This window comes from Emticicia aquatilis, assembly GCF_014644295.1.
GTDB classification, from domain to species: domain Bacteria; phylum Bacteroidota; class Bacteroidia; order Cytophagales; family Spirosomataceae; genus Emticicia; species Emticicia aquatilis.
On the sequence record NZ_BMKK01000004.1, the window covers coordinates 174,224 to 199,322 of the forward strand.

22 protein-coding genes are annotated in these 25,099 nt (G+C 36.5%); 14 read left to right on the top strand and 8 right to left on the bottom strand.

The annotated features are described in order from the left end of the window. Nucleotides 1-71 precede the first annotated feature (71 nt). The 10 genes from IEX65_RS10870 (at nucleotide 72) to IEX65_RS10915 (ending at nucleotide 13,313) form a co-directional block, all read left to right on the top strand. Nucleotides 72-2,582 (top strand): heavy metal translocating P-type ATPase, encoded by a 2,511-nt coding sequence (locus tag IEX65_RS10870; protein ID WP_229250633.1) that lies wholly within the window; start codon nucleotides 72-74, stop codon nucleotides 2,580-2,582. An 8-nt stretch (nucleotides 2,583-2,590) separates the two neighbouring features. Next, entirely contained in the window at nucleotides 2,591-3,349 is a 759-nt protein-coding gene (locus IEX65_RS10875; RefSeq protein ID WP_188766086.1) for a PepSY domain-containing protein, read from the top strand. After that, nucleotides 3,346-3,906 (top strand): DUF2911 domain-containing protein, encoded by a 561-nt coding sequence (locus tag IEX65_RS10880; protein WP_188766087.1) that lies wholly within the window; start codon nucleotides 3,346-3,348, stop codon nucleotides 3,904-3,906. Before IEX65_RS10875 ends, IEX65_RS10880 begins: the two co-directional genes overlap by 4 nt. A 39-nt stretch (nucleotides 3,907-3,945) precedes the next feature. Then, the gene (locus IEX65_RS10885; protein ID WP_188766088.1) at nucleotides 3,946-5,001 is read left to right on the top strand and encodes a YncE family protein; all 1,056 of its coding nucleotides are present in this window, start codon (nucleotides 3,946-3,948) and stop codon (nucleotides 4,999-5,001) included. Nucleotides 5,002-5,104: 103 nt separating this feature from the next. Continuing rightward, nucleotides 5,105-7,444, top strand: coding sequence for a multicopper oxidase domain-containing protein (locus IEX65_RS10890; RefSeq protein ID WP_229250635.1), 2,340 nt, complete (start codon nucleotides 5,105-5,107; stop codon nucleotides 7,442-7,444). Nucleotides 7,445-7,502: 58 nt separating this feature from the next. Next, nucleotides 7,503-8,024: a DUF3347 domain-containing protein gene (locus IEX65_RS10895; protein ID WP_188766089.1), complete on the top strand. Its 522-nt coding sequence runs from the start codon at nucleotides 7,503-7,505 to the stop codon at nucleotides 8,022-8,024. 17 nt (nucleotides 8,025-8,041) lie between these two features. Further along, nucleotides 8,042-9,472 (top strand): multicopper oxidase family protein, encoded by a 1,431-nt coding sequence (locus tag IEX65_RS10900; protein WP_188766090.1) that lies wholly within the window; start codon nucleotides 8,042-8,044, stop codon nucleotides 9,470-9,472. 44 nt (nucleotides 9,473-9,516) lie between these two features. Next, nucleotides 9,517-11,754 (top strand): TonB-dependent receptor plug domain-containing protein, encoded by a 2,238-nt coding sequence (locus IEX65_RS10905; RefSeq protein WP_188766091.1) that lies wholly within the window; start codon nucleotides 9,517-9,519, stop codon nucleotides 11,752-11,754. A gap of 87 nt (nucleotides 11,755-11,841) precedes the next feature. Beyond that, nucleotides 11,842-12,915 (top strand): YncE family protein, encoded by a 1,074-nt coding sequence (locus IEX65_RS10910; RefSeq protein ID WP_188766092.1) that lies wholly within the window; start codon nucleotides 11,842-11,844, stop codon nucleotides 12,913-12,915. Nucleotides 12,916-12,959: 44 nt separating this feature from the next. Next, complete coding sequence (locus IEX65_RS10915) at nucleotides 12,960-13,313, top strand: heavy-metal-associated domain-containing protein (protein ID WP_188766093.1); 354 nt, start codon at nucleotides 12,960-12,962, stop codon at nucleotides 13,311-13,313. Between the two features lie 34 nt (nucleotides 13,314-13,347). Here the strand turns inward: IEX65_RS10915 and IEX65_RS10920 are convergent, their stop codons facing one another. The 3 genes from IEX65_RS10920 to sucC all read right to left on the bottom strand — a co-directional run bounded on the left by IEX65_RS10920 (nucleotide 13,348) and on the right by sucC (nucleotide 16,500). Next, entirely contained in the window at nucleotides 13,348-14,226 is an 879-nt protein-coding gene (locus tag IEX65_RS10920) for a helix-turn-helix domain-containing protein (RefSeq protein ID WP_188766094.1), read from the bottom strand. 4 nt (nucleotides 14,227-14,230) lie between these two features. After that, nucleotides 14,231-14,974 carry an alpha/beta hydrolase gene (locus IEX65_RS10925; protein ID WP_188766095.1) on the bottom strand — a complete coding sequence of 248 codons (744 nt, stop codon included), beginning with the start codon at nucleotides 14,972-14,974 and terminating at the stop codon, nucleotides 14,231-14,233. Between the two features lie 308 nt (nucleotides 14,975-15,282). Then, the gene (sucC, locus tag IEX65_RS10930; RefSeq protein ID WP_188766096.1) at nucleotides 15,283-16,500 is read right to left on the bottom strand and encodes an ADP-forming succinate--CoA ligase subunit beta; all 1,218 of its coding nucleotides are present in this window, start codon (nucleotides 16,498-16,500) and stop codon (nucleotides 15,283-15,285) included. A 217-nt stretch (nucleotides 16,501-16,717) separates the two neighbouring features. Here sucC and IEX65_RS10935 point away from each other — a divergent pair, with 217 nt between their 5' ends. From IEX65_RS10935 to IEX65_RS10945, 3 genes are all read left to right on the top strand, one after another. Continuing rightward, nucleotides 16,718-17,377: an ABC transporter ATP-binding protein gene (locus IEX65_RS10935; protein WP_188766097.1), complete on the top strand. Its 660-nt coding sequence runs from the start codon at nucleotides 16,718-16,720 to the stop codon at nucleotides 17,375-17,377. A gap of 72 nt (nucleotides 17,378-17,449) precedes the next feature. Further along, complete coding sequence (locus tag IEX65_RS10940; RefSeq protein WP_188766098.1) at nucleotides 17,450-18,376, top strand: phage tail-like protein; 927 nt, start codon at nucleotides 17,450-17,452, stop codon at nucleotides 18,374-18,376. Nucleotides 18,377-18,587: 211 nt separating this feature from the next. Then, nucleotides 18,588-19,370, top strand: a complete 783-nt coding sequence (locus tag IEX65_RS10945) for a queuosine precursor transporter (protein WP_188766099.1) — start codon at nucleotides 18,588-18,590, stop codon at nucleotides 19,368-19,370. A 46-nt stretch (nucleotides 19,371-19,416) separates the two neighbouring features. On the opposite strand, the gene IEX65_RS10950 is transcribed toward IEX65_RS10945, so the two are convergent. The 4 genes from IEX65_RS10950 to IEX65_RS10965 all read right to left on the bottom strand — a co-directional run bounded on the left by IEX65_RS10950 (nucleotide 19,417) and on the right by IEX65_RS10965 (nucleotide 22,686). Beyond that, nucleotides 19,417-19,575 (bottom strand): FeoB-associated Cys-rich membrane protein, encoded by a 159-nt coding sequence (locus IEX65_RS10950; RefSeq protein ID WP_188766100.1) that lies wholly within the window; start codon nucleotides 19,573-19,575, stop codon nucleotides 19,417-19,419. Further along, entirely contained in the window at nucleotides 19,572-20,105 is a 534-nt protein-coding gene (locus IEX65_RS10955; RefSeq protein ID WP_188766101.1) for a YfiT family bacillithiol transferase, read from the bottom strand. The genes IEX65_RS10950 and IEX65_RS10955 overlap by 4 nt, the downstream gene beginning before the upstream one ends. Nucleotides 20,106-20,165: 60 nt before the next feature. Beyond that, complete coding sequence (locus IEX65_RS10960) at nucleotides 20,166-20,957, bottom strand: inositol monophosphatase family protein (protein ID WP_188766102.1); 792 nt, start codon at nucleotides 20,955-20,957, stop codon at nucleotides 20,166-20,168. An 82-nt stretch (nucleotides 20,958-21,039) separates the two neighbouring features. Then, nucleotides 21,040-22,686: a DUF4139 domain-containing protein gene (locus tag IEX65_RS10965; RefSeq protein WP_188766103.1), complete on the bottom strand. Its 1,647-nt coding sequence runs from the start codon at nucleotides 22,684-22,686 to the stop codon at nucleotides 21,040-21,042. 228 nt (nucleotides 22,687-22,914) lie between these two features. On the opposite strand from IEX65_RS10965, the gene IEX65_RS10970 reads away from it, so the two are divergent. After that, complete coding sequence (locus IEX65_RS10970; RefSeq protein ID WP_188766104.1) at nucleotides 22,915-23,985, top strand: Ldh family oxidoreductase; 1,071 nt, start codon at nucleotides 22,915-22,917, stop codon at nucleotides 23,983-23,985. A gap of 52 nt (nucleotides 23,986-24,037) precedes the next feature. Here IEX65_RS10970 and IEX65_RS10975 read toward each other — a convergent pair whose 3' ends face one another. Continuing rightward, nucleotides 24,038-24,946 (bottom strand): serine hydrolase, encoded by a 909-nt coding sequence (locus tag IEX65_RS10975; RefSeq protein ID WP_188766105.1) that lies wholly within the window; start codon nucleotides 24,944-24,946, stop codon nucleotides 24,038-24,040. Nucleotides 24,947-25,099: the final 153 nt, after the last annotated feature.

Genomic DNA, 25,099 nt, shown 5'->3' on the forward strand with positions numbered 1-25,099 from the left:
ATCGAACTAATGAAGACAGTAGCATTAGTTCGCTTTCTATAAAGGTCAGAATATTACATTATTGAATCTCAATGGAAATGAACCATAAATATATAGTAACGGGGATGTCATGCAATGGATGTCGGACAAAGGTTGAAAAAGCTCTCAATGAAGTAGAAGGGATTTCGGCAGTTGTAACCTTAGACCCTCCAGTAGCAAGCATTACGATGGAGAAGCACATTCCTACCGAACAATTGAAAAAATCGCTATCACTTATAGGTAATTATACAATTGATGATACAAATGAAGCTGAAATCAATGCTTTCAAAAAAATAAAAGTAGAAAAAAAGATTGTGAAGCCATCGAGTGATAATAGCAACAGTAAATATTATTGTCCGATGCACTGTGAAGGAGATAAACTCTATGACAAAGCAGGTGATTGTCCGGTTTGTGGAATGGATTTAGTACCACAGGTGAGTATTAATCAAAAAGCAGAATATACTTGCCCAATGCACCCTGAAGTAATCAAAAATGAAGCGGGTGACTGTCCTATTTGTGGAATGGATTTGGTAATCAAAGCTACAAACAATGATGGAGAAAGCAAGACTTATAGTGACCTATTAAGGAAAATGAAGATAGCTATTGCCTTTACAACGCCCATTTTCATAATAGCGATGACCGATATGATTCCCAATAATCCATTGATGAAAGTAATGAGACATAACGAATGGAATTGGCTTCAATTTATCCTCAGCTTACCAGTTGTTTTTTATGCTTGTTGGATATTTTTTGTACGAGCATGGAAATCAATCGTTTCTTTGAACCTTAATATGTTTACCTTAATTGGTATTGGTTCGGGCGTTGCATATCTGTTCAGTATAATCGGATTGTTGTTTCCAAGTGTTTTTCCCCACGAATTTAAAAATGAAATGGGCGTAGTTCATCTATATTTTGAGGCAACGACAGTAATTCTGACTTTAGTATTGCTTGGACAATTATTAGAAGCAAAAGCACATAGCCAAACAAGTGGGGCTATTAAGGAATTACTAAAATTGACTCCAACCGAAACAACAATTCTAATAAATGGCATTGGTAGTAAAATATCAATTAGTGATGTGAAGAAAGGTGATTTTTTGCGAATCAAACCTGGTGAGAAAGTCCCAGTTGATGGAAAAATTGTAACTGGAGAAAGTACAATTGATGAATCAATGATTACGGGCGAGCCTATTCCAGTTGATAAAAAAGTTGGCGATTCTGTAAGCTCAGGTACAATCAATGGCAACAAAACATTTGTAATGGTTGCCGAGAAAATAGGTTCTGAAACTCTACTTTCACAAATCATTCAGATGGTAAATGATGCGAGCCGCTCTAAAGCTCCTATTCAAAAATTAGCCGATAGTGTTGCCAAGTATTTCGTTCCGATTGTTGTAAGTGTTGCTGTAATTACATTTTTTATTTGGGCAAAATTCGGCCCTGACCCAGCATTGGTTTATGGTTTTATCAATGCAATTGCAGTTTTAATTATTGCTTGTCCGTGTGCTTTGGGTCTGGCAACACCCATGTCGGTCATGGTTGGAGTTGGCAAAGGAGCTTCATCGGGAGTTTTAATAAAAAATGCTGAAGCTTTAGAAAACATGAATAAAATAAATGTATTGATAATCGACAAAACTGGAACAATTACGGAGGGAAAACCATCGGTGGATAAAGTGTTTGCATTAAAAGGGGCAGATTCAGATAAGTTATTGCAAAGCATTGCTTCGGTTAATCAGTATAGTGAACATCCTTTGGCACAAGCGGTTGTAAACTACGCCAAAGAAAAAAATATTACTTTGACACCAACAGAAGGTTTTGAAGCAATTGCAGGTAAAGGAGTAATAGGCACTTTAAATGACAAAAAAATAGCAATTGGAAATATAGCTCTTATGCAACAAATAAAAGCGATTGTTTCTGTTGACTTAGAAAACACCGTCACTGCCGAGCAGAAACTTGGAAAAACGGTTTCTTTTATTGCGATTGACGGCGAGGTTGCAGGTTATGTAGCGATTACAGATGCCATCAAAGCAACAAGCAAGGACGCCATTAAAGAACTAATGAACCAAGGTATTGAAGTAGTTATGCTCACCGGAGACAATGAAAATACCGCTCATGCTGTTGCGGCTGAACTCAATTTAAGTGCTTATAAAGCAAACTGTTTACCCGAAGACAAATTAAAAGAAATTAAAAGCTTGCAAGCTCAAGGTAAAATTGTGGCGATGGCTGGTGATGGCATAAACGATGCTCCTGCTTTGGTTCAAGCTAATATTGGCATTGCGATGGGTACAGGAACAGATGTAGCGATTGAAAGTGCCAAAATAACCTTGGTCAAAGGCGATTTACAAGGTATTGTGAAAGCTAAAAAATTGAGTCATGCCGTAATGAATAATATCAAGCAAAACTTATTCTTTGCCTTTATCTACAATACCGTCGGGATTCCGATTGCTGCGGGTGTTTTATATCCAGTATTTGGTATATTATTATCACCAATGTTGGCAGCACTGGCCATGAGTTTTAGTTCGGTTTCAGTTATTGGTAATGCTTTAAGATTAAGAAGTATTAAACTTTAAATGATAGTATGAAGAAAGGCGTATTTCAGCGAAAAATCAGAAAAACTCATCGTTGGTTAGGTGTAATCTTAGGAATTCAATTCTTTTTATGGACAATCGGCGGACTTTATTTTAGTTGGTCAGATATGGATGAAGTTCATGGCGACCACCAAAAAGCCCACATTCACCCCATTGGAGCAGATATTGACTTTGTAAACCCTAAAGACATCATTCAACAAATTAAACTGAAAGATTCGGTAAACTTCCTTTTTGATATTCGTCTGATACAAATTCTGAATCGTCCTTTTTATCAAATTACTTATGCAAAAGAACACGATAGAGGTAAAAAAATACAACTGGCAAATGCCAAAACTGGTGAGTTACGACCAGCACTAAGCAAAGAAGAAGCGATTGAAATTGCAAAAAAAAGTTTTCTGAATGATGCACCAGCACCAGTAAAGTCTGTTGAGTATCTGACCAACACCAATGGGCATCATGAATACCGAGAGCAGCCACTTCCAGCTTATGCAGTCACATTTTCGAACCCAACGAATACAACGGTTTATGTAGCGAACGAACTCGGTACAGTACAAAAGTTTAGAAATAGTAAATGGAGAATCTTTGATTTTTTATGGATGCTCCACACGATGGATTATCAAAGCCGAGATAATATCTCGAATTGGTTATTGAGAGCATTTTCAGTATTTGGAATCATAACGATAATTAGTGGATTTACACTGTTTTTTGTAAGTCAAAAATCAAATTCAAAACAAAATAAAACAACATGAAAAAAATATCAATCTTAACCATATTTCTATTTTCGACAATTATTTCTTTTGCTCAACACGAAAACCATCAACCAAAAACTGATACCAGCAAGGTAGCAGCAAAGCCCAAAAGTCCGAAAATGGTTACGATGGAAATGATTGGCGACAATCATGTTCATATTGAGTATGGCTCACCAAGTGTTCGTGGCAGAAATATATGGAATGGCTTAGTTGCTTATAATCAAGTATGGTCAACTGGTGCTCATAATGCTACATGGATTGATTTTTCTAAAGATGTTATTATTGAAGGTAAACTAATTCCAAAAGGTAAATACGGTTTCTTTACTATTCCAAACAAAGACAAATGGGTACTCATTTTGAGCAAAACGTGGAATATGCACTTGGCAGATGATTATAAACAAGAAAATGATGCTATCAGAGTAGAAGTAGTTCCTATAAAAAATAAAAACCTCACAGAGGCTTTAACCTATGAAGTGATAGCAAAAAACAAAAACAAAGGACTAATCAAAGTCACATGGGAATACCTAAGTGTTTCTCTTGAATTTGAAAATAAATGATTAATAGTTGCAAATTAGGCCTAATAAACAAGCACTAAGATGAAAAAAACAGTAGTTTTTCTATTAATGATGAGTGTAATTTTGTCTTGTATGCCAAACGAAGCTACACCTGAATTAAATATCGCTTTTCCTGCGGCGTATGTTATCAACGGAGAAAGTACAACAATTTCGGTCATTAATCTAAACACAGACGAAACAAATACAATTAAACTAAATCAATCTGTGAGTAATCATTCTACTCATAATATGACCAACGATATTGTATTTCCACACCATATTTATCTTTCGCCCGATGGCACAAAATTAAGTATCGGTGTTCCGGGTGTTGATTTAACCGAAGGACATTCAGGTACACACGAAACAAAGGGAAAAATCGTAATTATTGATGCTAAAACAGGTAAAGTACTATCACAGACGGAATTGTCTAAACCAAATCATAATTCAATATTCTCGCCTGATGGGTCTGAAATTTGGACTACTTCAATGGAGCATGAAGGCAAAACTTTAGTATTTGATGCAGCATCAATGTCACTAAAAAATACTATTTCTGTTGGTCCAGAACCAGCCGAAGTAACATTTTCATCTGATGGAAAATATGCTTTTACAGCTAATGGAGGTAGTAATTCAATTTCAGTGATTGACATAACCTCAAAAAAAGTTATCAAAACAATAGCCGTTGGAGCAGAGCCAGTGGGTGCATGGACTGGAACAGATGGAAATATGTATGTCGATAATGAAATCGGTCAGACGGTAAGTGTCATTAATGTCAATCAATTGGAGGTGATTGAAACTGTTGATTTAGGTTTTACACCTGGTTATGTTGCTTATAATCAGTCATTAAACGAAATGTGGGTAAGTAATTCTGGTCAAAGCTTTGTTTACTATTTTAAGAGAGAAAATAATAAATGGAAAAAAGCAGGCAGCATACAGACAGGTTTAGACGCTCATGCAATTGCTTTCTCGAAAGATGACAAAATTGCTTACGTCACCAACCAAAAGAACCTTACAGTTTCGATAATCAATACTACTAATCACACTAAAATCAAAGACGTTCAGGTTGGGCAAAAACCTAACGGAATTGCTTTAAAATATTGAAACATTACCTCATCAGAAAATAATTTATACTAAAATAAATACAAAGACATGATGATTACCATTTATCTGGGTGTTTTTGATTTTTATAATATATTATTTGAAGATGAGAAATGAAATTTCTTATATGGATATTCTAAAAAATGTTGGGCAGAGTTCCGCTTCTAAAAAAGTGTTGCCAATAATTGCATTGCTTTTGTTTATATCAAAACCATCTTATAGCCAAAAAGTGGTTCGATATGACCTTTATGTAAAAGATACAACTGTGTTATTTGGAGCTAAACCTAAACGTGCAATTGCCGTAAATGGCCAAATACCAATGCCTACCCTAACATTTATGGAAGGCGATACAGCAGAGATTTACGTACATAATGAATTAAATGAGGAAACATCTTTGCACTGGCATGGTTTATTTCTGCCAAACAGATATGACGGTGTACCCAATCTTACACAAATGCCAATTAAGCCACATACAACTCATTTATATCGTTTCCCAATTATTCAGCATGGCACGCACTGGTATCACAGCCATACTGGCCTGCAAGAACAAATCGGAATGTATGGCTCAATGATTTTGAACAAAAAGACATCCGATTCAACTTTTAGGACAGGAATTGATGATTTACCAACTATACCGATTATTTTAAGTGAATGGACAGATATGAACCCCAAAAACGTTCATCGGATGCTTCATAATGCCACAGATTGGTTCGCTATTCAGAAAGGTGCAACTCAAAGTTATGGAGAAGCAATTAAACAGGGTTATTTGAAAACTAAAGTAAATAACGAATGGAAGCGAATGAATGCAATGGATGTAAGTGATGTCTATTACAATACATTTTTGATTAATGGCAGAAAAGAAAGCCAACTTACGCAATTTAAAGTCGGAGATAAAGTTCGACTACGAATTTCAAACGGTGGTGCATCAACTTATTTTTGGTTAAAATATGCAGGCGGAAAAATAACGGTTGTAGCGAATGACGGTAATGATATTGAACCCGTTGAAGTTGATAGATTAATTATTGCTGTATCCGAAACTTACGATGTTATACTATCGATTCCTGAAGACAAAAAATCCTTTGAATTTTTGGCAACTTCCGAAGACCGTACAAAATCAACATCATTATTTTTAGGTGAGGGTGAAAAGATAAAAGCGAAACCAATGCCTAAACTCAAATATTTTGAGGGAATGAAAATGATGAATGGCATGATGAAAATGAATGGTGATTTAGATGATATGGGTATGCAGATGTCGTTAAATCAGATGGATATGAATGTAGTAATGTATTCTGAAATAACGGGTGAACCTGAAAAACCTAAACACACCATGAAAAACATGGAAATGGGCAAAAAGAAAGCACATGACATGGAAAGTATGACAACCGAAGATACACAATATAATAGCAATGAATTATCGGATATTATTACTTTAAATTATTCAATGCTTAAAGCGACCTCTGTAACAAAACTTCCGAAAGAAGCTCCTGTGAAAGAATTACGCTTTGAGTTGAGTGGAAATATGAACCGATATGTTTGGAGTTTAGATAATAAAGTTGTCTCGGAAGCCGATAAAATTCTTATTAAGAAAGGTGAAACAGTAAGAATAATTCTATACAATGGTTCAATGATGCGGCACCCAATGCACCTACACGGACATGATTTTAGGGTGTTGAACGGTCAGGGGGATTTTTCTCCTCTAAAAAATGTCATTGATATTATGCCAATGGAAACCGATACTTTAGAGTTTAGTGCAAATATAGAAGGAGATTGGTTTTTTCATTGTCATATTCTTTATCACATGATGGCTGGTATGGGAAGAGTTTTTAGTTATGAAAATCAGCAACCAAATCCTGAAATTCAAAATCCTAAATTGGCACAAAGAAAATTGTATGCTGATGATAGGCAATTTCATTTGATGGCGGAAAATGATGTGGCAACCAATGGCAATGATGGTGAATTAATGCTTCAAAATACCCGATGGAGTATCGGTACTGAATGGCGACTGGGCTATAACGACCATCATGGCTACGAAACTGAAACTCATTTGGGAAGGTATATTGGAAAAATGCAGTGGCTAATGCCTTTTATAGGCTTCGATTGGCGTTATCGTCAGATTAATCATGTAATGATGGATAAGTCGATTGAAACAAATCTCTTTGGACAGAAAAGCACCAAAGATAAAAGAGCAGTCCTAAGTTTGGGTGTAAATTATACATTACCAATGCTCGTTACCGCACAGGCTGAAGTTTTTACCGACGGCAATTTTCGTTTACAATTAGAAAGAAAAGATATTCCTCTTTCAAAGCGATTACGTATGAATATGATGATAAATACAGATAAAGAATATATGGCTGGTTTGCGGTATATTTTGAATAAAAATATTGGCATTTCGACTCATTATGACAGCGATATGGGCTTTGGGCTTGGATTTATGTTAAATTATTAAAGATATTAAATCAAAAAAATACACTCATCAACAAAATTTTTCACAAAAATATAAAAAAATGAAAACGATAAAACACACCATTATTTTGATAGCTTTTTTTGCTTCAAACACATTTGCACAAAATGGCAAGTTTGATAAGATTGATGCTATAACAGCAAACCAAGTTAATACTTTGATAAACTCCTATTATGCCATAAAAGATGCTTTAGTAGCTACAGATGGCTCAAAAGCAAGCATTGAAGCAAAAAATTTCTTGGCAAAACTTGATGTCATTGACCAAAGCAAAATGACTACAGAACAAAAATTTTTTTTTAAACCATTGAACGAACGCATGAGTTCGGATGCTAAACACATTAGTGAAAATAAAGACCCCGAACACCAAAGAGAGCATTTTAGAGAATTATCCACCAATATGGTGTCTTTAATTAAGGCATTTGGAAATACTGAAGATTCCTTTGTACAGTATTGCCCAATGGTAAAAAAGAGTTGGTTGAGCAATAACAAAGCCATTAAAAACCCTTATTACGGTAATAAAATGTTGAACTGTGGAAAAGTAACCGAAATAATTTCTAAAAAATAGCTAAATAAATCAACCAAATGAAACGCAGAACATTCATCAGAAATAGTGCTATTGGAATTGTTGCAGGAAGTGCTTTGCTTGAAAGTTGTATGAAGGTTGAGCCAGTGCCTGTGAGTATGGCCGAAGATAATTTTAGCAATCCATTGAATATTCCAAAGATTATTCAAAACCCAAAAAATTATGTAATGAATGCTAAAACCACCCAAGCAAAAATTACAAACAAAGGCACAACTGAGATAATGAGTTATTTGGAAAATATACCAACTGGCCCCCTTTTTAGAATGCAAAAAGGCCACGAATTCAGTACCTCATTCAAAAATAACTTGGATGAGCATACCAATATTCATTGGCACGGTTTGGTGATTCCAGCTAATATGGACGGACATCCTGAAAATATAATTCATCCAAACGAAAGTTTTGAATACCGATTTAATGTCAATCAACGGGCGGGTACTTATTGGTATCATCCACACCCTCACGAAGCTACCGCCCGTCAAACTTATATGGGCTTGGCAGGAATGTTAATTGTAAATGATACTGAAGAAGCCACTCTAAATTTGCCATCGGGAGCGTTAGAGATACCTTTAATCATTTCAGATAAACGACTATCTAACAACAACTTACGATATAACCCAACAATGAATGAAGTGATGAGTGGCTATATGGGTGAAACTATTACTGTTAATGGAACTGCTTTTCCTTATACCGAGGTTTCGAGTACAACTTACCGACTTCGCATTTTGAATGCTTCAAATGCCCGTATTTATAATTTGGCTTTTACAAATAATTTACCCTTCACAGTCATTGGTTCAGACGGTGGTTTGCTCGAAAATCCAGCGAAAATGACTTCTCTATTGCTTGGTCCTGCCGAACGGGTAGATATATTGGTAGATTTTAGTAGTCTGAAAATAAACGAAAGTGTTTTTTTGAAATCAAATACTTTTCCTGATGGAAGTAAGGCTCAAGGGAAAGAAGAATTTAATTTTATGAAGTTTACGGTCAAAACAATAGTTACCGAAAACTATCAGACTCCTGCCCGATTATCGACCATCGAAAAATTATCGATGTCAAGCAAAACTCGCACTTTCAAGCTTCAAATGAAAATGGGATTGAAAATGAGTCATCAAATCAATAACAAGTTATATTCTTCAACCCGCATTGACGAAACAGTAAAAGTCGGCGATATTGAAACTTGGATTTTTGAAAATAAAAGCGACGAACCACACCCTATGCACATTCATGGTTTGCAGTTTCAAGTATCGGAGCGAAGCAGTAAACGTGGCATATTACCCCACGAAAAGGGTTGGAAGGATGTCGTATTATTAATGCCCAACGAAACTGTAAAAGTCACAATGAAATTCCCTGATAATAAAGGCAAATATATGGTTCATTGCCACAATCTCGAACACGAAGACGATGGTATGATGCTCCAATTTGAAATTGTTTAACAACCTTAGAACAAGCCCCAAACTTGTTTGTTTATCCAAACGAAATGAATATTTTTTCTAAAAAAATAATATTGCCATTTTTTTTCTATGCAATCAATCTAAACATTTTTGCTCAAAATGTCAGCGGCATTGTTTTAGACAAAAGCAATAACAAAGAAGAACCTATCATTGGTGCAACCGTAAACTGGCTTGGTACTAAAATAGCCACTACAACTGATATTGAAGGAAAATTCACGATTGCTCGAGCAAAGTCTAAAAAACTGGTAATCAGCTTTGTAGGCTATAAATCAGACACACTCGACATCAGTAACGAAACCGACTTGAGAGTGTTTCTTCAATCTGAAAACCAGTTACAAGAAGTAGTTGTTCGCAGTAGTTCAACCTCGATGGATAGGCTATCGCCAATTCATACCGAAATCTTAACCTCAAAGGCTTTGGCAAAAGCCGCCTGTTGTAATCTTTCAGAAAGTTTCGAGACAAACGCCTCTGTTTCAGTTAGTTATGCCGATGCCGTTACGGGAGCAAAACAAATTCAACTATTAGGTCTGGCTGGAACTTATGTACAAACCAACGTAGAAAATATACCATCAATAAGAGGACTGGCCACAACTTTTGGGCTAAATTATATACCTGGAACGTGGATTCAGTCGATAGACATTGGTAAAGGTGCAGGTTCGGTAGTAAATGGTTATGAGTCTATGACAGGACAAATCAATGTGGAACTTCAAAAACCAGATTTAGCCGAAAAAGTATATCTCAATACCTATGTAAATAGTTTGGGTCGAGGTGAAATTAATCTAAATTTGGCACATATTTTTAAACAAAAACAAGAATCCAAGCCCAAATGGTCGGTAGCATTTCTATCACATGGCTCCACGATGCAAACCTCGATTGATAAAAACAACGATAATTTCTATGATTTGCCTAAATATACACAAGCAAATTTTATTAATCGTTGGAAATACGAATCTGATAAAATGGTAGCCCAGTTTGGTGTAAAATACCTTTATGATACACGTTTAGGAGGACAAATCAATAAAAACCCATTATCGCTTGATAACCTTATTTATAGATTTTCTAACACTACGAATCGAGCCGAGTTTTTCTCGAAAACCGCTAAACTTTACCAATCAAAACCATATCGTGGCTTAGGGTTTATTGTCAATGGAGTTATCCATGATTCAAAATCACAGTTCGGCTTTCGTCCGTATGATGGCAAACAACAAACACTTTATGGTAATCTGATTTATCAAGATATTTTTGGAAACACCAATCATTCATACAAAGCGGGTTTGAGCTTTTTGTACGACAATTACGATGAAAAATTTGCTGATTTGATTTATCAGCGTGAAGAAATAGTAAAAGGTGGATTCTTTGAATATACTTACAAGCACCTCGAAAAACTAACCGCAGTGGCAGGTACAAGACTTGATTTTCATAACTTGTATGGAACGATTTTCACGCCTCGCTTACACGTACTTTACAATGCAACCGAAAATACGGCCTTACGCCTTTCGGCAGGAAAAGGTTTCCGAACAGCCAATCCATTTGCCGAATATTTCGGAAACTTGGTTAGCTCACGAACCGTACGTTTCTTAGAAGCTATCAGACCCGAAGTTTCATGGAATTACGGAGTAAGTTTGACCAAAACTTTTGGAAAATCTAATTTGATTATTGATTTGTATCATACCCGATTCCAAAATCAATTAATTGGCGATACCGAACACCCAAATTTCTTGTATTTCTATAATTCTCAAGGAAAAAACTATGCAAATTCTGCACAAGTTGAGGTGAATCTCGTGCCAGCCCCTCGACTTGAATTCAAAGTGGCTTACCGTTATTCAGATGTTTGGCAAACACTCGGAAAGTCGTTAAATCAAGAAATTACGGTACGAAAAATGTTTGTACCAATAGATAGAGTTTTATTTAATGTAGGCTATGCCCTACCCTACGATAAATGGAAGTTTGATGTAACATTGCAATTCAATGGGCAGCGTAGAATCCCAAATTTATCAACCACTTATGTGCATACAAGTTACGAAGCTATGCCGATACAATTCGCTCCAGCTTTTGTAAATCTAAATGCACAAGTAAGCCGTTCGTTCAGAAGATGGGATATTTATCTCGGTGGAGAAAATTTGACAAATTTCCGTCAAAAAGACCCAATCGTAACTCCTGATAATCCTTTTGGAAGCAGATTTGATGCTGGAAGTGCATGGGGCCCAGTTGTAGGTCGAGTCATTTATTTCGGAACTCGCTATAAATTGGGAGGCAGAATTTAATTTTCTATACCAATAACCAATATGTTTTATTTTTGATATACAGATAAACTGAGTAGATTCGTTTTCTATTAGAGAAAAAAATAAACAATGGTATTGAAAAGAAAATTTTATACAGTTAGTGCCTTGATTTGTGGCAGTTTGATTTGGGGAGAATTTTTGATTTCGTGTAAGTCAAAAAAAGTTATTGAAGAGCCAGTCCCCGTGGTTGAAACAGATTATCCGAAAGCTTACGTCGTAAACGGTGGTAGCAATACTATTTCAATAGTAGATTTGAATGAATTAAGCGTTAAAAACATCATTCAATTGACCGAAATTGGCCGTTTCCCGCACCACATTAATATGTCGGCTGATGGTAAAAAACTGGCAGTAGCAACACCCGAATATGACTTTACACTTGGGCATACGGCCTTACATAACGCAACCGATAAAAAAGGTGGAATAGCGGTCATTGATACAAAAACTGGTGGTACATTACTAAAAATGGCATTACCAAATGTCAATTTCAATGCAGTTTTTAGTGCTGATGGTAGTGAAATTTGGTCGGCAAGTGCAACTCATTCGGGTGAAATGTTTATCTATGATGCAACTAACGGTGTTTTGAAAACTAAAGTAGCTCTTGGAGCCGACCCAAGCGAAGTTGTGTTTTCGAAAGATGGAAAATATGCTTTTGTGGCATTGGGCGAAAGTAGTTTTGTTTATGTGTTAAACACTCAAACAAAAGCCATAATAAAGACAATAAAAGTAGATGCTTTTCCGACCAATGTGTGGGCAGGAGCTGATGACAAAATCTATGTTGAAAACAAAGTTGCTTTGACAATTAATATTATCGACCCAAAAACATTAAGTGTAGTAGAGTATTTGGATGTTAATTTTGCCCCAGGCCAAATGGCTTATAATCAAACACTTAATGAGTTATGGATTTGCCAAGCAGCCCAAAATAAAGTAGCTTATTTTGAACGAAAAAATAATCTATGGAGTTTGAAAGGAACAATCATCACTGGCGATGATGCACACGCAATTACGTTTTCTAAGGATATGAAACGAGCATTTATTGTCAATCAAAGAGGAAATACGGTTTCGGTGATTGATGCCAGTACTCATACAAAAACAAAGGATATTTCGGTTGGTAGTCAGCCCAACGGAATTGTATTGAAAGAATAAAATTTTATAAACTATAAATCGTGGCGACGAACCGCAATAAAACAATGAAAAAAGCAATTTCAATTTTAACTATTTTGCTGACTATCAGCATATTAACATTTGCAATTGAACCACCAAAAACTGCTGAAGTAAAAATCAAAACATCAGCTAAATGTGGTATGTGCAAAAAGCGTATCGAGAGAGATTTGGGCGTTTCAAAAGGAATTGTTAATTCTAACTTAAACTTAGACGACAAAGTTGTAACGATTACTTACAACACAAAAAAGACAAGTCCAGAAAAAATCAAAGAAGTGATTTCAAAAATTGGTTATGATGCAGATGAAGTTGTAGCCGACCAAAAATCGCACGATGCTTTGCCAAGTTGTTGTCAGAAAACAGCTGCTGCTCACAAAGATTAATCCTTTGTTCTTTTGGTATAAAACACAAAAGAAACTATGAGTCTATTACAGCAGTACGATACGCCGAAGCGGAACGGGGCGGTTCAAAGAACTTGAATACCACTTCGGGGCGGCGTGCGTACTGTTCGAGCATAATTTTGGGTGTGGTATTAGCAAACTGCTTAAAATCTTTGGCTAAATGGTAATAATCAGTATATCCAAAATTCAAGGCAACTGTCAGCCAGTCAGTACCAGGATTTGTCTCTTTGTATAGAAAAGTTTGATAAAAACGATTGATACGACTGTAAAATTTAGGACTTACCCCCATTCGTTCGGCAAAACGACGCTCAAATTGTCGAGGGCTTAGGCAAGCTTGGTCAGCGAGCCAATTTAACGAAAAATGGGTTGGATTCGTAAGCAACAATTCGCCAATTTTATCAATTTGATTGGCATCATTTTTTAAGGCTCTGACTTTTTTTAGAAAGAATTCATCTGCTATTCCCACAATCTCTACTTCATCTTTGGCATTAGCTATCAAGTCATTGACCATTCTCATCTCTGAACTAAATAGTGGTTCAGCATCACAAAATTTTGTAGTAAGCTCTTGGTTCGGGATTCTCAACAAGCGGTGCATAGCCCCAGCTTTAAAATTTACCATTAGCATCAAGAAATCAGGCTGAAAAATAGTCTCAAAATTAAGCCTACAAACCTGCTGCCCGAATATGGCTGTTGAAGCCACTCGTACCGATTCGCCCGTTGCTGGGTTTTGATTGTTTATATAACCCCTTGCAAAAAAATTGAGCGATTGCTCTATCCGTGTTGGATAAGGTTTAGTAGCAAATTCCTTTGGTATAGCCGTATCAAACCTAACAATAAGGTAGCTTTTGATATAGGCTTGCAAAGCTATATTCGGCAGTATTTCTTTGACCAGCATATTTTTATTTACATTTGCTCAAAGTTATGATAAAATTCTTGACTTGATTTCGCATAGGGTAATGGTCGCCGTTCATTTCTACTATTTTCCAGCCACGTTCTTTGGCTCTTTGTGCAAAAAAAGCAAAATTTGCTTTGGTAGCATCGCCATTTGGCAACATCAAAATATAAAAACTTTGAATACTTTTAACCGCTGGATTTTTAATTGATAGCGTTTCAGTCTGCGTTTTTAATGGATGTGGCACATCAGTTGGTGGCGTAGGTTTAGTTGGGCCAAAAAAGTACTCAATCATGCCATCTTTGACATGAGGCATAATCATAGCCCTTGCTTCATTCTCGCCTCTTGCCGTAAACAAACTTTCGCCATCATTAGGTACAAAAGCATCTAAATAAATCAACTTTGCAATGCGTTCGGGTATTCGTTCTGCCACGCCCGAAATAACCATACCTCCGTAGCTATGCCCTACGAGTGTAATATTATGTAAATCTTCAAACAAAATCATGTTGACAATATCCTGAATATGGGTACTAAGATTAATCTCGTAGTTTGCCAAATGAACTCGTTCTCCCAAGCCCGTCATCGTAGGGCGATACACTTGATGCCCTTGGGCGGAAAGCAGAGAATCTACTATTTTATACTCCCAACCACCACCCCAAGCTCCATGAACAAAGACATAGGTTTGTTTTTGGGCGTTTGCCCTAACATTTATGAAGAGTAACAAAACAAAAAATAAAAAGTGCTTTATCATTGCTGAAATATTTAAAGTTCAAGGCAAATATATTAAGCACCTGAAGGTCATTACAAGTAAAAATACGACATTGCAATTAATAGCCATAGCCTTGTTTCTTTTTATAAGACCGAAGAGATGTCGATAAAAGTAAAATAACAAAAGTGTAAATTGACTATTTTTATTTGTCCTATTTCATTTGAGTAAAGATACTTCCATAGAAGCAGTTCAAAAGTCACTTTTGCAAAAATTGTTTAGTAAAATATTCTCAAAACAAAAAAGCCTCTTATTCTGAATGAATAAGAGGCTCTTGTATAAAAAGCGAAAAATTAATTTTCGTTCAGTACTTTCTCAACTAATTCGGCTGCTTCTTTCAAAACAATTGCAGAATAAACTTTCAAACCAGATTCGTTGATGATTGCAGCACCTTCAGCAGCGTTAGTTCCTTGTAAACGAACGATAATTGGCACTGGGATTTCACCGATAGCTTTGTAAGCCTCAACAACACCAGTCGCAACACGGTCGCAACGAACGATACCACCAAAGATATTAATCAAAATAGCTTTAACGTTCGGGTCTTTCAAGATAATTCTGAAACCAGCTTCCACAGTTTTAGCATTTGCACCACCGCCTACATCAAGGAAGTTAGCAGGCTCACCACCCGAAAGCTTGATGATATCCATTGTAGCCATAGCCAAACCTGCACCATTTACCATACAACCTACGTTACCGTCGAGTTTTACGTAGTTTAGGTCATTGTCAGACGCTTCAACTTCCAATGGGTCTTCTTCTGCTTTATCACGCATCGCAGCTAAATCAGGGTGGCGATAAAGAGCATTATCATCAATATTTACTTTAGCATCAACTGCTAAAATTTTATTATCAGATGTTTTCAAAACTGGGTTGATTTCAAACATCGAAGAGTCTGATTCAACATAAGCTTGATACAATGAAGTAACAAACTTCACCATTTCTTTATTGGCAGTTCCAGTTAAGCCCAATTTATCGGCAATTTTACGAGCTTGGAAAGCCTGTAAACCAACACGTGGGTCAATCCACTCTTTAAAGATTTTCTCTGGTGTATGTTCAGCTACTTCTTCGATATCCATACCCCCTTCAGTCGAAGCCATGATTACATTGCAACCTTTTGCTCTGTCAAGCAAGATACCCATGTAATATTCTTTCGGCTCGCTTTCACCTGGATAGTAAGCATCTTCTGCAACCAAAACTTTGTTTACAACTTTTCCTTCAGCACCAGTTTGGATAGTTACTAATACATTTCCAAGCAAGTTTGTTGAGATACGTTGTACATCATCAGCAGATTTTGCTAATTGTACACCTCTTTGCTCAGAGCCTACGATACTACCTTTTCCACGTCCACCAGCGTGAATTTGTGATTTCACAACGGCAAACTTAGAGTTAGTCATTTCGGCAATTTGCTGATAGGCAGCTACTGCTTGCTCAGGTGTTTCGGCTACGATTCCTCGCTGGATACGTACGCCATATCGGCTTAGTATTTCTTTACCTTGATACTCGTGAACGTTCATGTAAAGTAGGATTTTTTTTAGTTTTAAATTTTTTGCTAAATTAGTCAACAAAAGTGAAATAACAATTACGAAATTTCAGTTAATTGCTAAATTGCTATAAAATTATAATTTAGGCTTATTTTTAGGCAAATATTGTTTATTTTTAGTCATTAATTTACCATTAAAAATTTATAACAAATTTAATAACAGCGATTCTGGAGAATCGCTCCACAGAAAAATGCTTACAGCAAAAAATATAAAGAAAAACTACGGAAATCTACAAGTTTTGAAGGGAATTGACTTAGAAATAAATCAAGGAGAAGTGATTTCGATTGTTGGAGCTTCTGGAGCAGGAAAAACCACACTTCTACAAATTTTAGGGACACTCGATAAAGCTGATTCTGGCGAGGTATTGCTCAATGGAGTTGATTATAGTTTACTGAAAGATAAAGAACTGGCTAAGTTTAGAAACGAAAAAATTAGCTTTATTTTCCAGTTTCATAACCTTATGCCCGAATTTACGGCCATTGAAAATGTGTGTTTACCAGCTTGGATTGGCGGAAAAGATACTACTGAAACCACTAAAAGAGCCGAAGAATTGCTCCAATTACTGGGTTTAAAAGAAAGAGCCAAACATTTTCCATCAGAACTTTCGGGTGGTGAACAACAACGTGTAGCGGTGGCAAGAGCATTAATCAACTCGCCAGCAGTAGTTTTTGCCGATGAACCAAGCGGAAATCTCGACTCAAAAAATGCCGAAGAATTACATCAATTGTTTTTTGAGTTGAGGAAACAATTCAATCAGACATTTGTTATAATTACTCATAACGAACATTTGGCAAATATGGCCGACCGAAAATTGGTTATGCAAGATGGCGTAATAATTAGTGATGTGTAACTGGTTAATGAAAATTGGTATAGATTTCTAATTTCCGAAAACAAATAACCATATAAACTCCATTATTAGCACATGAAACTAAACATACTTTTTTGTTTTGGAATAGTAGCGAGCTTTACAGTGTACTCACAAAGCGTAACTATTTCACCTAATACGACATCAGCTATAATTGATGCAAATGCAACATCAAAGGGTATGCTTATCCCAAGAGTTACAGCACCTAATACATCAATTACTTCTCCTTCCGCAGGAATGGTTGTATATGACCAATCAAACTCAAATTTAGCTTATTATAATGGAGCAAATTGGAGCAACCTTACTGGTACAACAGGCAATCAAGGATTATATAGTCGTTTCCCAAATTCAAAAAGTTTTGTAACTTATTATAAATCAACAAGTGTTTCTGCTCCCACTACTGAAGATTTTGATTTTGTAGTACCAGCTGGTGTCAGTAAAGTTTGGGTTGAGGCTTGGGGTGGCGGCGGTGCAGGAAGTTCAGCTGTCTTGAATCCTTATGGAGGAGAGGGAGGCGATTTCGCAAGTTTTTTGATAGATGTAACTGCTGGTACTACAATGTGGATAAAGGTTTCAAAAGGAGGATATACCTCAACCAGTTATAGTAATACCTTTATATATCCGAATAAATCTAATTTAGGAAATTATGTTCCTGTTGGAAAAAGTAGCTACGGTTTATTCAAAGCTTTTGGTAGCATCACCCCAGAACTAATTACATTTCAAGGTGGAGAACCATTAATGTATTCAAGTGCCTCGTTTCAAGTATATAATGGGGTGAATGTCATTGTTTTTTCTGAAGCTGTAGGTGGAGGTACTTACCCAAGTTACACAAGAACCAAATCAAACACATTTGTATTTAACTCATCAAGCAACGCCTATATTACCACATTTGGTAGTAATTATTATGGATATATTCCAGGCGGTGGGGCTCCTGCTGCATCTGAATCTTATGGAGGACCAGGATTAGTAATTATTCATTGGTGATTTTTTAATGAAACTATTTGAATTTATATAAAATATAAGAATAGCATTAACAATTTATAAAATAGGCTTAACACTATGCAATCCTCATCAATTTTTCAATTGATAGTAAATCTTTATAGATAACTTTTGAACTATTTTTTACTCATATTTATCAATAGAACTCGTTCCCTTTATTAAGAATAACAAACAGTTTCTAAAATTGTAATTCATAATGTCTGACTCAATAAAAACTAAAAAACAAACCCTCTATCTTGTTTTGTGCGGAATTTTCTTGACCAATGCAGTAGTAGCAGAAGTGATTGGTGCTAAGATTTTTTCGGTTGAGGCTACACTCGGCATTGCACCTCTGCAAATTCCGTTGTTTGGTCAAAAATTTAACTTTAATATGTCGGCGGGGGTTCTAAACTGGCCTTTCGTTTTTATTACTTCTGATATCATTAATGAATATTTCGGAAGAAGTGGCGTAAAGAAAATTTCTTACCTAACAGCAATTCTGATTGCCTACGCTTTTATTATTATTTATGTTTCTACGATAGTTTCACCCGCTGATTTTTGGGTGAATCATAATAATAAAGATAAAGCAGGAAATTTCTTGAATATTGATGATGCGTATGGAATTATCTTCCGTCAAGGACTTGGAATTATATTAGGTTCGATTACAGCCTTTTTGGTTGGACAAATATTAGATGCAACGGTTTTTCATTGGCTTAGAAAATACACCAATAATAAAATGATTTGGTTACGAGCTACTGGTTCAACCTTAGTTTCTCAATTGATTGATAGTTTTGTGGTAGTTTTTATAGCCTTTTATGTCTTCGGAAACTGGACAATTACAGAAGTGGTAACGACTGGAACCAATAACTATATTTACAAATTTGTAGTTGCTATTTTGCTCACTCCATTGATTTATTTAGCACATAGCATTATTGATAAATATTTGGGCAAAGAACACGCTCATCAGATTATTGATGAAGCTACATTTACACCAATGTGAGTTTCGTAGAAATTAAAAAAAGTGCCATCTTTCGACGGCACTTTTTTTATGAGTTTTCAGTAGGAATCTCAATCTTGCTGACTTGGCAGCTGCCTGCACAACCAGCACAACTCGATGCTTTTCCTGCAAATTGTTTACGTACAATATTTACTAAATAAACTACTGCACCAACAAAAACGAGTCCGATTATTATGTTTTCTATCATTTTAATGCTTGAACAATGTGTTGATAATGATGCTCCGAGTGCCACGCATACAAGGCGATAACTTCCTGCATATCAAACGATTTTTGATAGCCACCGTGGTAATATGTTTTCTTCAAGCCTTTTTTATCAAGACTTTTAAAAAGTACCACCATACGTTTGTGCAAACCTTCGATAATTTGTAATGAAGGCTTAATCGGCAAAGCATGGTCAGGTAATAAAGCCCAAGCGGCTTCGTCATAACCTTTTATCGGTGGATTTTCTTCGGTTAAGGCAAAACGCACACGAGTGAACATATTAATGTGACTATCAGCAATATGATGCACTACCTGACGCACCGTCCAACCATTTGGGCGATATGGTGTATCTAATTGAGCATCTGAGAGTTTTATGGTTAAGGCCTTTAATCTCTGAGGTAATTTCTCTAAAACTTTTATATGTGTACGAGTATCGGATTTAGAATATTTCTTTCCATATTCAAAATCTCCGATTGGATATTTTAGCGATTCGACGCTCGACTTTTCTAAATCCATAAACTTGAAATATTTTTATTCAAAATTATCAATTTCTCATTCTCTGTTACTATTTAACTTCTACTTCCAATAACGTTGAATTTCGACCAGTAGTTCCGCATGAACGGCAGAGCCTACTACCACATCTCCACCAAAAAGATGGTTATCTCCACCCGAAAAATCTGAGGCAAAACCACCAGCTTCGGTCACGAGTAAAATCCCAGCTGCCATATCCCATGAGTTGAGATTATATTCATAAAAACCATCAAAATATCCGCAAGCTGTGTAGGCCAAATCAATAGCTGCTGAACCCATTCGGCGTAAACCGTGTGTTTTTTGCATCAACGATTCTAAAATTTTGAGGTATTTATCTTGGTTCTCGAATTTGTAGTAAGGAAAACCTGTTGCCAATAAACTCTCTCCTAAATGCTTGATTGGGGAAACTTTAATCTGTTGGTCATTTCTAAAAGCTCCACCACCTTTCATGGCATAAAAGACTTCGCTTGAACAAACAACATAAACAACTCCAACTAACACATCTTTTCCACGAGCGAGAGCTAAACTCACTGAATAATTGGGCAGACCATGAATAAAATTGGCTGTCCCGTCGAGTGGGTCAATAATCCAATTTAAACCATCAAGGTCTGATGAGTCGGCTGTGCCTTCTTCCGTTATGAAACCTGCTTCGGGCCAAATCTCCCGCAGACGACTCACGATTATTTTTTCGGTTTCTTTATCAACATACGAAACTACGTTGTTCACATCTTTGTACTCAACCGAATTGCGGTTAAATTTAGCTGATTCTTGAGCAATAAATGCTCCTGCTTCTTTGGCTACTTCTACTGTTTGGTGGCAAATTTCTTGTAAATTCATATTTTTGTAGGACAGGTTTGCAACCTGTCTAAATAACTAAAATTAATATCGTAAAGCTGACAGGTTAGAAACCTGTCCAACATTACAATCCTTGAATATTTTTTCCTTTAGGGTATTTTACGTTGTATTTTAGTAAAATTTCTTTGTTTTCGAGTGGTTGGAGTGTCAGATTCCAAGTTAGTTTTCCTGTCTCACGATTAAAATCAGCTCCTTTAGCATCTTCTAATTCTACTTCAATTCTGCTATCTTGCGAAATTGGCACTTGGTCTTCCATGACTATGCTTATTGGCTCATTTTTAGTATTGCGAAGTGTTAGTCTATAACCAAACGACTCCCGAATATTTGAACCTACATTCTTTCTTGATTTAAATTCTTCGATGGTTTCACGTTTAGCAATAATCTTCTTATCACGTCCTAACGAAATCAATAAAGAATCTTTGGCTTCACCTCCAGCAATATCGGTTGTGCCAACGAATGTTCCTTCAAAATACACGTTAGCTGTCCCTGGTAATAAATTATACTTTTCCCAATCAGTAATAATCGCAGTCAAGAATGCGTCTTTGTCGAATTTCGGCACAGTATAATACTTGTAAGTCGAACGCAACGAATGATTCTGAATATCAACCATTTCAACATTTCCACCCGATGGAATGTTATAAGGAATTGAAATATCAAAGTTTACGGCTAACGTAGATTGAACAGTATTGACAAATGAAGCGGTAGTTGATACATCCGCCATTGCAACAGGTGCAGCAGCCATTTCCATTGCTTGTGGAGCTTCACCTTTCATCATCCGTGCATTTTTTGTCTGAATTACTACTGACTCATAAATATTTACGTATTGGGCATATAATTCGGGTTTTGTACCACCTTCGGCTGGGTTTGCAGTAGAAAGTGTTAGTTTCACATTTTTCCAGTCAATGCCTGTACTTTGATAAACATTTGCCCGATACGCCAAATCAATATTACTTTTTACGTCTTTGGCACGAATATCATACACGGGCGACCAACCCGCATTATTGGCAATATATGTCAGATTTACTTCAACTGCTGATGATGCTTTTGCTTGCAATGTCAATTCAATTTCACCCGCAGGTTGATTCACGTTTGTGCCTTGAGAAGTAAGTTGTTGCTGAAAACGATTAACTTTATCTTGCAAATCTTTTGACTGACGAACTAATTGCATTTGTCGTGTGCCGATTTCTGTCAATTTAGTTCTAAAGAAATCTAACATTTCTTTCAAGTCTTCTGGTGTTACTCCATCTTTCTCGTTTTTGATATTTGAGTTAGCCATAAGCATATTTCGCTCGTTTTCGGCCACTTTTACCAAAACCTCAACCACTTCTAACTCAGTTTTTGCCATTTTTAGCGAGTCTTCAAGCACACTGCGTTTTTTGTTTCCCAAATAGTTTTGCTTAAACTTTACTCCCATAATCACAACATCGCCTTTACCACCAATTTGAATACTGTTTGGGTCGGCAGTGGTAGCAACATTTCCAATAACCATCTTGGTTGTGCCAGCTTGCACAGTTGTTTTTACACGGGCATCAATTTGAGCTCGATTCAAGAAAACAGTAATATGCTGGTTTTCGGCATCAACTTTTACTTGTCCTTGCGAGAAAATTGGAAAATGAAACCCAAAAAGTAATGCTCCGAGTCCCAAAGTTGAGTGAAGAATAGAATTTTTGGTAAAAAATAAGGTTAGTAATGATTTCAAATAGATTTTCATAATGAGAGTATGTTTGTTTTTGTAAAAACGTCAACGTAAGGGTTTATTGTGTGAATAGTTTGTTAATCTCTTCAACTGAAAGGCAATTTTAAGAAAAATTCTTTGCTTTAGCTGTAAAACCTTCATTATTTTGCTTGAAAATAATTATTGAGTAACCTTTGATTTGTTGAAAACACTCAAATTTCATGTTACTATTCTTTCGGCGAACAGGATGTTCGCTCCACAATTATGATTAAAGAAAAAAATCTTAGACGTTTTACAGAAAATATCTTTTTGAGTATTGGTTGCCCTAAAAAAGATGCAAAATTGGCAGCTGATGTCCTAATTTCGGCCGATTTACGTGGCGTTGATTCACACGGAACTGCTCGATTGATTGGATATGTTCGACTATTCGACCACGGGCGTTTGAACCCAAATCCCGAAATAAAAATCATTCACGAAACACCATCAACAGCCGTTATTGATGGAGATAAAGGCTTAGGACTTGTCGTTGCCCCTTATGCCATGAAAGTGGCTATCAAGAAAGCAAAACGCTATGGTTCGGGCTGGATTTCAGTACAAAATTCCAATCACTTCGGTATTGCGGGGTATCATTCGATGTTGGCTTTGCCACATGATATGATTGGCTGGGCAATGACTAATGCAGCACCTTTGGTAGTTCCGACTTTTGCGGTAGAAAAAATGCTTGGTACAAATCCGATTGCGGTTTCTGTTCCTGCTGGCAATCAACCACCTTTTGTGGCTGATTTTGCCTCTACGGCGGTTGCTTATGGGAAAATGGAGATTTTGCAACGTAAAGGACTATCAGCTCCCATCGGTTGGGTACAAGATGCCAATGGAAACCCGACAGATGATGCCAATGCCGTAAAAAATGGCGGTGGCTTGCTTCCACTCGGTGGCGACCGTGAGCATGGCAGCCATAAAGGATATGGATTAGGAGCAATTGTAGACATTTTTTCGGGCGTATTATCAGGAGCAAATTTTGGTCCTTGGGTACCACCTTTTGCAACTGCAGGTTTTCATGGAGTTGCTGCCGAACAAGTTGGCAAGGGAACTGGGCATTTCTTAGGTGCAATGCGAATTGATGGATTCAGACCAAAAGAAGAATTTAAGGCAAGTATGGATACATGGATTGAGCGTTTCAGAAATGCCAAACACATTGAAAATCAACCAGTTCTGATTCCTGGCGACCCCGAACGTGAACTTGAAAAAGAACGCCGAGCAAATGGTATTCCGCTAAATGATAAAGTAATTGAAGATTTACAAGGGCTTGGTGATAGATTTGGCGTGAAATTCTAAAAATAAATTTATATGAAATGACAACTTCATAGAAGTTGTCATTTCATAATTTTCACCATTTCTCATAGCCTTCCACTGGCTTAAATTTTGATTGGGGTTCGTAATAATTCCACAACAAGGCACCTACTTTTCTCAATAATTCATAGCCTTCATTGTTTCTCGTCCATGATTCGTCTTTTTGTTTTTTTGTGATTATGCAATAAACATACTCTCCATGTGGGGCATGGACATATACAGCCTCTGAACGAGAGCGGTTCACTGCTCCATTTTTTGTACCTACTTTTATATTCTCGGGTAATTGTGAAAGTCCCTCTCCATCCCAAAATTGTCGTCCAAGATTTCGGTACATTCTATCCGAGGCATCAGCGGTAAAAACTTTTCTTTGACGAAGCATTGTTATCAGATTAGCCATTTCTCTTGGAGTAGTTTGTCCCCAGCCAAATTCAGTTCGGTTAGCTTCACGGCCAGGCGTGCGTGAATTTACACGAGTATTTTTCAGCCCCAGCGAATCCATAATTGCATTTATTCGTATTCCTCCACCTGCCAATGCTTGCAACCAAAGGCTTCCTGTATTGTCGCTTACTGTACACATCAGCATCATGACTTCATTGAGTGGCAATTTTGCACCATCTTTCAGAGAACCAACAATTCCGTCATCGTAATCGAGGGAATCTTTATAGACTATCTCTTGGTCATATTTAAGCTGTCCTTTTAAGATTTTATCGAAAGTCCCAACCATAATCGGCACTTTGACCATACTTGCAGTTGGAAAAATTGTATCGGCATTGATAGCTGCAAACTTATTGGTTTTCAAGTTTTTCACATACACACCCACAACTCCATTAAATCCAGTAAGGGTTTCTTGTAGTTTTTTTTGTAAAACTTTATCTTCTTTTTCAGTTTGGGCAAATAATGATTGATTGATAGTTAGTAAAAACAAAAAGTAGATAATCTTTTTCATTGATTATGAGATTAAGGATGAAGTTTTAAGTAATCCACGGTCAGTAGTTGACAAGTCAACAACAAAGTAAAACTATTTGTCTGTGTAAGAAATTGTCAATTCTACGACTTAACAAAAATAAAATTTAATCGTACAAAAGCAAAAAGCCATGCG

Coding starts and splice junctions, on each gene's coding strand:
- IEX65_RS10955 (WP_188766101.1), bottom strand. CDS start 20,105: ATGGATTTAGAAAAGTCGAGCGTCGAATCGCTAAAATATCCAATCGGA.
- IEX65_RS10950 (WP_188766100.1), bottom strand. CDS start 19,575: ATGATAGAAAACATAATAATCGGACTCGTTTTTGTTGGTGCAGTAGTT.
- IEX65_RS10920 (WP_188766094.1), bottom strand. CDS start 14,226: ATGCTGGTCAAAGAAATACTGCCGAATATAGCTTTGCAAGCCTATATC.
- IEX65_RS10935 (WP_188766097.1), top strand. CDS start 16,718: ATGCTTACAGCAAAAAATATAAAGAAAAACTACGGAAATCTACAAGTT.
- IEX65_RS10890 (WP_229250635.1), top strand. CDS start 5,105: ATGAGAAATGAAATTTCTTATATGGATATTCTAAAAAATGTTGGGCAG.
- IEX65_RS10965 (WP_188766103.1), bottom strand. CDS start 22,686: ATGAAAATCTATTTGAAATCATTACTAACCTTATTTTTTACCAAAAAT.
- IEX65_RS10905 (WP_188766091.1), top strand. CDS start 9,517: ATGAATATTTTTTCTAAAAAAATAATATTGCCATTTTTTTTCTATGCA.
- IEX65_RS10875 (WP_188766086.1), top strand. CDS start 2,591: ATGAAGAAAGGCGTATTTCAGCGAAAAATCAGAAAAACTCATCGTTGG.
- IEX65_RS10940 (WP_188766098.1), top strand. CDS start 17,450: ATGAAACTAAACATACTTTTTTGTTTTGGAATAGTAGCGAGCTTTACA.
- IEX65_RS10975 (WP_188766105.1), bottom strand. CDS start 24,946: ATGAAAAAGATTATCTACTTTTTGTTTTTACTAACTATCAATCAATCA.
- IEX65_RS10870 (WP_229250633.1), top strand. CDS start 72: ATGGAAATGAACCATAAATATATAGTAACGGGGATGTCATGCAATGGA.
- IEX65_RS10915 (WP_188766093.1), top strand. CDS start 12,960: ATGAAAAAAGCAATTTCAATTTTAACTATTTTGCTGACTATCAGCATA.
- IEX65_RS10970 (WP_188766104.1), top strand. CDS start 22,915: ATGATTAAAGAAAAAAATCTTAGACGTTTTACAGAAAATATCTTTTTG.
- IEX65_RS10925 (WP_188766095.1), bottom strand. CDS start 14,974: ATGATAAAGCACTTTTTATTTTTTGTTTTGTTACTCTTCATAAATGTT.
- IEX65_RS10945 (WP_188766099.1), top strand. CDS start 18,588: ATGTCTGACTCAATAAAAACTAAAAAACAAACCCTCTATCTTGTTTTG.
- IEX65_RS10885 (WP_188766088.1), top strand. CDS start 3,946: ATGAAAAAAACAGTAGTTTTTCTATTAATGATGAGTGTAATTTTGTCT.
- IEX65_RS10900 (WP_188766090.1), top strand. CDS start 8,042: ATGAAACGCAGAACATTCATCAGAAATAGTGCTATTGGAATTGTTGCA.
- IEX65_RS10960 (WP_188766102.1), bottom strand. CDS start 20,957: ATGAATTTACAAGAAATTTGCCACCAAACAGTAGAAGTAGCCAAAGAA.
- IEX65_RS10895 (WP_188766089.1), top strand. CDS start 7,503: ATGAAAACGATAAAACACACCATTATTTTGATAGCTTTTTTTGCTTCA.
- sucC (WP_188766096.1), bottom strand. CDS start 16,500: ATGAACGTTCACGAGTATCAAGGTAAAGAAATACTAAGCCGATATGGC.
- IEX65_RS10910 (WP_188766092.1), top strand. CDS start 11,842: ATGGTATTGAAAAGAAAATTTTATACAGTTAGTGCCTTGATTTGTGGC.
- IEX65_RS10880 (WP_188766087.1), top strand. CDS start 3,346: ATGAAAAAAATATCAATCTTAACCATATTTCTATTTTCGACAATTATT.